Raw genomic sequence first — 7968 nt, 5'->3', positions numbered from 1 at the left:
GATCGCTACACACCTCATCAACTATTCCTCTTAGATTTCCTATCATTTCTAGTACTTTATAAAATTCAGTTTAAATGCTCCTGAATCTTAGGTCAAGCAAACGAACATTATATGAAGTAGTTCCAGTTTCAATCATTGCAGACAAGTTTGCAGGAAATCTATTTTAATATGTTATTCCAGATCATTATGTAATTGAACCACAAGTTACTCCGATAGAAATAGAATTGCAGTCTCCTAACTTAGCTAAGTAATAGAAATTTCTATCTTTGGTGAAATAAAGGTAATTGTTTACTGTTTGCGAAAATATTTGCATAATTTAAGTAACATTACTTGATAAGAATTAACTATGGAGCTTAATAAGATTGCAGCATCGATTTTACTTTCTGGATTAATAATTATGATAGTTAGTAATCTAGTTGATATGCTCTACAACCCAGAGGATTATAAAATTGAACACCAAACAATAGTAGCAGCCAGCAATGAGCCTCAACAAAAGATTGAACAAGTGGCACTTGATATTGGAGAGCTCATGCAGAATGCTAGCTTTGAAAAAGGCAAGTCAGCAGCAAAAAAATGTATAGCTTGTCATAGTTTTGAGAAAGGTGGAATGAATAAAGTGGGGCCAAACTTATGGAACGTGGTTGGAAATAAAAAGGCCCATCTTGGCAGCTCATTCAATTACTCAAAAGCACTACTTGAAAAAGGTGGGAAATGGGAGTATGAGGAGTTATTTGCTTTTTTAAAAAATCCAAAAGCCTACATAAAAGGTACACGTATGGCATTTGCAGGCATTTCCAATCCACAAGAGATTGCAGATCTAGTCAGCTATTTGCGTTCGATGAGCGATAGTCCGGTTGCCTTGCCAAAGTAGTATGAATTATTGTAAATTACTCGATGGAAGTAATGGCCATATAGCATATCGAAAGCTACAAGGAAAGAAGGCTTCTATAGTTTTTTTTAGTGGTTTTGCATCCAATATGGATGGAACTAAAGCAACTGCCGTTTACAAATTTTGCCAAGAAAATGATATAGCACTTGTGCTCTTTGATTATTTTGGCCATGGTAATTCAAGCGGTGATTTTGCTGATTATACAATAAGTGATTGGCAAAAAAATTGTGCTAAAGTGATAAGTGAATTAACTAGCAATAAACAAATAATTATAGGTTCAAGTATGGGAGGATGGCTGATGCTGCTCACTGCTCTTCAATTTCCAGAAAAAATTGCAGCATTAATCGGCATATCGTCTGCTCCTGATTTTACTGAAGATTTGATATTCAAGCAATTGTCAGGCAAGCAAAAAGAAGAACTAGGTTCTAAAGGTGTAATAGATTTTACTTCGGAGCATTGTGCATACAAAATAACTAAAAATCTGATCGAAGACGGTAGAAAGAACCTTCTTTTAAACAGAGAAGCAATAGATATAAACTGTCCTGTGCGCTTATTGCATAGCATTAATGATAAAGATGTTCCTTATCAAACTTCATTGAATTTAGCTGAAAAAATTAAGTCAACAGACGTTGAAGTACACTTAATAAAATCAGCAGAACACAACATGTCTGATAATCATTCACTGAAAATTTTATTTAAGACCATCAGAGAATTTTTGCCAGGAGAAATATATAATTGAAGTAATTCAGATGTGTTTGTCGTAAGAGCTGCAGTTATAGCTTCAACAGTAGGCACTATTCTTGATCACCTCAACATTTTCTCTTGGCAATTCTTTAATAAATCGAGAAGTGCTCATTGGTTGCCACTGATTATTAATTTCCCTCCTATCTGCACATGAAATGATCAACCTTTCTTTTGCTCTAGTTATGCCAACATATGCAAGTCTTCTCTCTTCTTCCAAAGCTTTACCACTTTTATCTTCAAAAGATCTTTGATGAGGAAATAATCCTTCTTCCCAACCAGGTAAAAACACGCACGGGAATTCAAGCCCTTTAGCCGCATGAAGAGTCATAACATATACAGTGTCATCGCTATTCATATTATCCACTTCCATCACCAAACTAATATGCTCCAAGAAGGTTATAGTGCTGTCAAAATTCTTCAAAGATGAAATGAGCTCTTTAACATTTTCTATTCGCGCTAAACCCGTCACTCCTTCATTCTCAAGCATTTCCATATATCCTGATTGATTTGCTACGATTTTAACAAATTCATGCAGTGGTTTTACGCTTACTATTTCTTCCCAAGCTTTAATTTTATTTAAAAAATCATTTAGTGAGAGTTTAATTCTTTCGGTTACTTGATCACTATTAACCAATATTTTTGCTGCCTCAAAAAAAGAAATTTTGTTATCCTGAGCAGTCGTGTATATTTTCTTTAGAGTTGTAGCTCCTATGCTTCTTTTTGGACGATTTACGATCCTTTCAAAAGCGAGATCATCATTATTATTTGTAACAAGCCTCAAATATGCAATTATATCCCTTACTTCTTGACGTTCGTAGAATTTTACGCCACTTATAATCTTATAGGGAATTGAATATTTTATAAAATACTCTTCGAGAACTCTAGTTTGAAAAGTAGCCCTGACGAGCACTGCAATATCACTAAATCTGTATTTATTGAGTTTTAATATCTGTTCGCTTATGAACCTTGCTTCAGCCTTTCCGTCCCACAATTTGATTAGATTTACCTTTTCGCCTTCAATGTTTGTTGTCCACAATTTTTTTTCTAAGCGAGTCTTATTGTGATTGATCACATATGATGCAGTTGCAATTATGTGGGATGTTGACCTGTAGTTACACTCCAGTTTAACGGTTTTTGCATTTTTAAAATCATCGGAAAATTTCAAAATATTTTCAACTTCTGCACCACGCCAACTGTATATCGACTGGTCATCATCTCCTACACAGCAAATATTTGAATGCTCTTTTGCAAGGTATTTTAGCCAAAGATATTGTATTGCATTTGTATCTTGATACTCATCTACCATGACATACTTAAACTTGTTTTGGTAGTAGGACAGAACCTCGGTCTTTTTATTAAAAAGTTGTATGTTATATAACAATAAGTCACCAAAATCAACAGAGTTAAGGAATTTTAACCTTTCCTGATACTGGTAATAGACTTTAAGTGCAGTTACGTAAACTGGCCTAAATGATTGAACATCTTCCACTTCAGACGGCAATAAGCACTTCTCTTTCCATTGCTGAATAATATTCATAATGGTCTTATATTTTTCTGATAGGTAATCAGGATTTATTTCATTGATAATATTTTTTATTACCTGTAATTGGTCATCCACACCAATGATTGTAAAATTGGGGTTTAAGCCCACAATTTCTGCGTGCATGCGCAAAATTTTTGCTGCAATTGCATGGAAAGTGCCAAGCCATGGTATGTTTGTACCCGTTAGCTCAAGTACCCTTGATACCATCTCATTTGCTGCTTTATTTGTAAATGTAACTGCTAATATCTCATCAGAATAAGCGTGACCGTTTCTAATTATGTGTGCTATTCTTGAAGTAATCGTTCTTGTTTTTCCGGTTCCGGCTCCTGCCAGTATCAAAACTGGCCCATTTATGTTAGTTACAGCTAATTGCTGTTCTGGATTTAACAGTGAGAGATAATCGTTCATTGAAGCTCTATAGATTATAACTTTATAAAGTTAAACCTATGATCCAAATATTGTAAAGGTCTTATTGAACATAACATTCAACTCATTCAAGTACTAGATATTTAAGCGTAGATCTATCTTGTTGGGGTAGCTTCAAGTGTATGGTGAGTAACAACAACTTGATTTGAGATATTGGCATCAAAACTTCTGCTTGTTTGATGAATAGGTGGAGTTTGAAATGGCTTAGGCTTACGATTCAGTTCCTTCATCTTTATTTCCTCAGCTTTAATAGGAAGTTTTTCTGGAACATAGAAGTTATGAATTTCAGCTCGTTCAGTGAAATTTTCATATGTTGCTTTCAACCAAGCTCCAATATCATATATAAAACCATATGCTTTTTCTTTAAATTCTATCAATGATCTACTGAAACTTGCTAATGTGTTATTAAAGTAAATTGTCATATAGTCTCTTGTGGTGTATTGATAACCTTCTCCATTTAATCTGCTATTTTGTGCGTTAGAACTATTGTTGCTTTTGAAGTAACCAAATATGTTGTACATTTTGAGCTACCGCTGACTATTAATATACATACATTATATATTAATAAATCAAGATTGTCAAGAGTGTTTATTGCATTACTGAGGAGTTGAAGCTTGTAGTACGATATTTTCAAATCTTTAATATAGTATTGACTTTACAGCAACAATTACCTTAAGTTAGTAACTATTGTTGCAGTTAAAGTATCGATGCCTTTTTTCTTTTATTTTTTTGCAATTCTCAGCATTTTATCTGCTGTATGCGTAATTAGTGTAAGAAATCCTGTGCATGCAGTATTATTTTTAATTTTCACCTTCGTTAACTCTGTAGTTCTTTTCATTCTCCTTGGAGCTGAGTTCATTGCTATGATGGTGATGATAGTATACATCGGTGCGGTTGCGGTGTTGTTCCTCTTTGTAGTTATGATGCTCGATATTGACTACATAAGGTTGCGCCAGGGTTTTGCAAAGCATTGCACTCTTGGTGCTATGTTGTGTGTTGTGTTTTTTCTAGTCATCAGCTTTGTAATCCGCAGCTCAGCACCGAATATAAGCAATGTTATAAACTATAATACCAATAATGTGAAAGCTATTGGTAATTTGCTGTATACCGACTACATGTACGCTTTTCATCTTTCTGGTATTCTGCTGCTTGTTGCAATTGTCGGTGCAATTGCTCTTACTTTGCAGGACAAGAAAAAAGGAGTTAAAAAACAGAATGTATTAAAGCAATTGACACAATCTTCATCTGTAAAATTAGTTAAGGCTAAATTTGGAAAAGGAGTAGAATGGAAATAGGATTAAATCACTTTTTGATAGTTGCTGCTGTTTTGTTCACTATTGGAGTGTGCGGTATTTTCATCAACCGTAAGAGCATAATCAATATATTGTTATCAATAGAAATATTATTGCTGGCAATTAATATCAACTTAGTTGCTTTTTCTGCCTTTATGAATGATATAGTTGGGCAAATTTTTGTGATGTTTGTGTTGACTGTTGCGGCAGCAGAGTCAGGAGTTGGGCTTGCAATATTGGTTGTATATTATAGAAGCCGTGGCAATATAGATGTTGAACAAGCAAATTTAATGAAAGAATGATGGATATACTGAAATTAATAGTATTTTTGCCACTCTTTGGTTCGCTGTTTGCAGCACTTTTTAGAAGAGGTGTTTTTAGTCAGTTAGTTACAACGGCAGGGATTGGAATATCTGCAGTTTTATCTTGGTATGTTTTTCTCACCTTCTCTGAAAATTATCACTTGAGTTTATTTCCTTTATTTTCATTAAGTGTATTAAAAGTAAATTGGGCAATTAGTGTGGATGCTCTCTCATCCTTAATGCTTATTGTTATTACCACCGTTTCACTGGTAGTACATCTCTACTCTATCGGTTATATGGAGCATGATAAGGGGAAGTCGAGGTTTTTTTCTTACCTATCGCTATTTACGTTTTGCATGATTGTGCTGGTTGTAAGCGATAATTTCGTGCAGCTTTTTTTTGGCTGGGAAGGGGTTGGCCTATGTTCTTATTTACTCATAGGATTTTGGTTCCAAAAATATTCTGCAAATAATGCAGCAATTAAAGCATTTGTTGTGAATAGGGTAGGAGACTTTGCACTATTGATTGGAACCTTTCTTATTTATTATACATTTCACTCTTTGAATTTTACTGAAGTTTTTGACACAACTGATCTTCTTGGCACGCAGAACATTAGGGCATTCTGCTGTGAATTCAAAGTAACTCATATAATATGCATATTACTTTTTATTGGCTGTATGGGTAAATCTGCACAGCTTGGTTTACATGTTTGGTTGCCAGATGCAATGGAAGGGCCAACCCCTGTTTCTGCACTCATTCACGCAGCAACGATGGTAACAGCAGGTATATTTTTAGTAGCAAAATGTTCTCCATTATTTGAGCTATCAAATGTGGCACGAGAATTAATAGTTATTGTTGGGGCACTTACTGCTTTCTTTGCAGCTACGGTTGCGATTACTCAGAACGATATAAAAAAAATAATTGCTTATTCAACCTGCAGTCAACTTGGTTATATGTTCATGGCATGTGGGCTTTCTGCTTACAATGTTGCTATTTTTCATTTAATGACACACGCTTTTTTTAAAGCTCTACTATTTCTTGGTGCTGGCAATGTGATTCATGCAATGCATCATGAGCAAAACATTCAGAAAATGGGAAATTGCTGGAAGAAAATCCCTTGCACTTATACTCTCATGTGGATTGGATCTCTTGCGCTTTCTGGAATATTTCCATTTGCAGGTTTTTACTCAAAGGATTTGATAATTGAACATGCTTATAGCACGGATAGCTTTGCTTTTGTAATAAGCTTAGTTGTTGCATTCTTCACAGCGTTTTACTCTTGGAGGTTATTGCTTCTTGTGTTCCACAGCCAAAAACAAAGTAAAATTAATATACATGAGGCACCAAAGATTATGCTTATACCATTACTGATACTCGCTTTTGGATCAGTATTTTCTGGAATATGGGGAGCAAATATTTTGAACATAACTAGTAATGCGTTTTGGAAATCAAGTTTAGTGATGATTGATGAGCATGGAGTTCATAATTTCTTTATAAAACTACTGCCAACCTTAGCAAGCCTAAGTGGAATAGCACTTGCGTGCCTAATTTACCAATATCAAGTAATTAGGCAAATTAAGAGTAAATTTTTACTTAAGTTTTTGCAGAATAAATGGTACTTTGATGAGGTGTATGAGTTTGTTATAATTGCACCGATAAGGTTTATATCTAGGCTTCTATGGAAGTTTGATGTTAAGGCTATTGATTCATTTGGACCAAATGGTGTTGTAAGGTTGGTTAATGAATGTTCAAAAAGTTCTATAAAGTTACAAACTGGTTATATATTTGATTATGCATTTATTATGTTTGTTACTTTAATAATCGGTGCTTTATATATTATTGGAATTAAATAGAAGGTGTTGTTACTTAGTATATTCTTGCTTCCACTGATAGGAGCGTTGATTTTATCCTCGATCAGGATTAATCATCAATCTATACACCTAAAATTCCTTGCCCTATTTTTTGCTATACTTCCATTTTTGCTTAGCATTGTAGCTTGTATAGAATTTGATTATAACAATGCGGACTTTCAGTTTGTCAGCTATCCAATCAAGAATGTAGGAATAGGGATAGATGGTATATCGTTGCTTTTCCTTCTGCTTACAACTTTCTTGTTTGTAATTTGTATACTCTATAACTGCAAAATGAGTTATACGACCCTAAAAGGCTATATGGCATTATTTCTACTGCTTGAGAGTTTTGTAGTCGGTTTTTTCGTTTCACTGAATGCTATAAGCTTTTATGTGTTTTTTGAAGCTGTTTTAATACCAATGTTCTTTATTATTGGCATTTGGGGAGGGAAGCAAAGGATATATGCGACGTTTAAGTTATTTCTTTATACATTAACTGGCTCATTATTATTTCTGCTTGGATTGGTGTATATCTATAGTACTTTTGGGACGTTTAATATACAAAAATTAGCTACATTAGTGCCAAGCCTTGATCTTGAAGTGCAGTCATTGCTGTGGATTACATTTTTTATTTCTTTTGCAATAAAAGTACCTATGTTTCCATTTCACACTTGGCTTCCTGATGCGCATGTGCAATCACCAACTTCTGGATCTGTGATTTTAGCTGGCTTGCTTATTAAAATGGGGGGATATGGATTTTTAAGGTTTTCTATTCCAATGCTTCCTCAGGCAAGTTTGTATTTTTCAAATTTCGTTGTTGTGCTGAGCATTATTGCGGTGATATATGCTTCTCTAGTTGCGTTTGCTCAAGATGATATAAAGAAGTTAATAGCTTATTCTTCAATAGCACATATGGGGATCG

The 7968-nt window shown here is 34.4% G+C and carries 8 protein-coding genes; 6 read left to right on the top strand and 2 right to left on the bottom strand.

The genetic code is table 11. The features are described from left to right. Positions 1-346 precede the first annotated feature (346 nt). Together ACJ5GX_RS04405 and ACJ5GX_RS04400 are read left to right on the top strand one after the other, a co-directional pair. Positions 347-871 carry a c-type cytochrome gene (locus ACJ5GX_RS04405; protein ID WP_495292744.1) on the top strand — a complete coding sequence of 175 codons (525 nt, stop codon included), beginning with the start codon at positions 347-349 and terminating at the stop codon, positions 869-871. Between the two features lies 1 nt (position 872). Next, positions 873-1628, top strand: coding sequence for an alpha/beta hydrolase (locus tag ACJ5GX_RS04400; RefSeq protein ID WP_007302377.1), 756 nt, complete (start codon positions 873-875; stop codon positions 1626-1628). A gap of 42 nt (positions 1629-1670) precedes the next feature. On the opposite strand, the gene ACJ5GX_RS04395 is transcribed toward ACJ5GX_RS04400, so the two are convergent. Beyond that, entirely contained in the window at positions 1671-3584 is a 1914-nt protein-coding gene (locus ACJ5GX_RS04395) for an ATP-dependent helicase (RefSeq protein ID WP_007302378.1), read from the bottom strand. 113 nt (positions 3585-3697) lie between these two features. Beyond that, positions 3698-4123: a WD_0964 family protein gene (locus ACJ5GX_RS04390; protein ID WP_052265004.1), complete on the bottom strand. Its 426-nt coding sequence runs from the start codon at positions 4121-4123 to the stop codon at positions 3698-3700. Between the two features lie 186 nt (positions 4124-4309). Here ACJ5GX_RS04390 and ACJ5GX_RS04385 point away from each other — a divergent pair, with 186 nt between their 5' ends. The 4 genes from ACJ5GX_RS04385 to ACJ5GX_RS04370 all read left to right on the top strand — a co-directional run. Then, the gene (locus ACJ5GX_RS04385) at positions 4310-4897 is read left to right on the top strand and encodes an NADH-quinone oxidoreductase subunit J (RefSeq protein ID WP_052265005.1); all 588 of its coding nucleotides are present in this window, start codon (positions 4310-4312) and stop codon (positions 4895-4897) included. Next, the gene (gene nuoK, locus ACJ5GX_RS04380) at positions 4888-5196 is read left to right on the top strand and encodes an NADH-quinone oxidoreductase subunit NuoK (protein ID WP_006012916.1); all 309 of its coding nucleotides are present in this window, start codon (positions 4888-4890) and stop codon (positions 5194-5196) included. The genes ACJ5GX_RS04385 and nuoK overlap by 10 nt, the downstream gene beginning before the upstream one ends. Next, positions 5193-7049, top strand: coding sequence for an NADH-quinone oxidoreductase subunit L (nuoL, locus tag ACJ5GX_RS04375; RefSeq protein WP_052265006.1), 1857 nt, complete (start codon positions 5193-5195; stop codon positions 7047-7049). The genes nuoK and nuoL overlap by 4 nt, the downstream gene beginning before the upstream one ends. A 3-nt stretch (positions 7050-7052) precedes the next feature. Further along, positions 7053-7968: complex I subunit 4 family protein (locus ACJ5GX_RS04370; protein ID WP_495292743.1), on the top strand; the 916-nt coding region annotated here is incomplete at its 3' end.

Source organism: Wolbachia endosymbiont of Tuta absoluta (assembly GCF_059414725.1).
The sequence above is the reverse complement of the archived record's forward strand: the minus strand, read 5'-3'. Positions and strand labels throughout refer to the sequence as shown.

Excerpts from the sequence above, each read along its gene's own strand:
- nuoK (WP_006012916.1), top strand. The coding sequence starts at position 4,888 with ATGGAAATAGGATTAAATCACTTTTTGATAGTTGCTGCTGTTTTGTTC.
- nuoL (WP_052265006.1), top strand. The coding sequence starts at position 5,193 with ATGATGGATATACTGAAATTAATAGTATTTTTGCCACTCTTTGGTTCG.
- ACJ5GX_RS04405 (WP_495292744.1), top strand. The coding sequence starts at position 347 with ATGGAGCTTAATAAGATTGCAGCATCGATTTTACTTTCTGGATTAATA.
- ACJ5GX_RS04400 (WP_007302377.1), top strand. The coding sequence starts at position 873 with ATGAATTATTGTAAATTACTCGATGGAAGTAATGGCCATATAGCATAT.
- ACJ5GX_RS04390 (WP_052265004.1), bottom strand. The coding sequence starts at position 4,123 with ATGTACAACATATTTGGTTACTTCAAAAGCAACAATAGTTCTAACGCA.
- ACJ5GX_RS04395 (WP_007302378.1), bottom strand. The coding sequence starts at position 3,584 with ATGAACGATTATCTCTCACTGTTAAATCCAGAACAGCAATTAGCTGTA.
- ACJ5GX_RS04385 (WP_052265005.1), top strand. The coding sequence starts at position 4,310 with ATGCCTTTTTTCTTTTATTTTTTTGCAATTCTCAGCATTTTATCTGCT.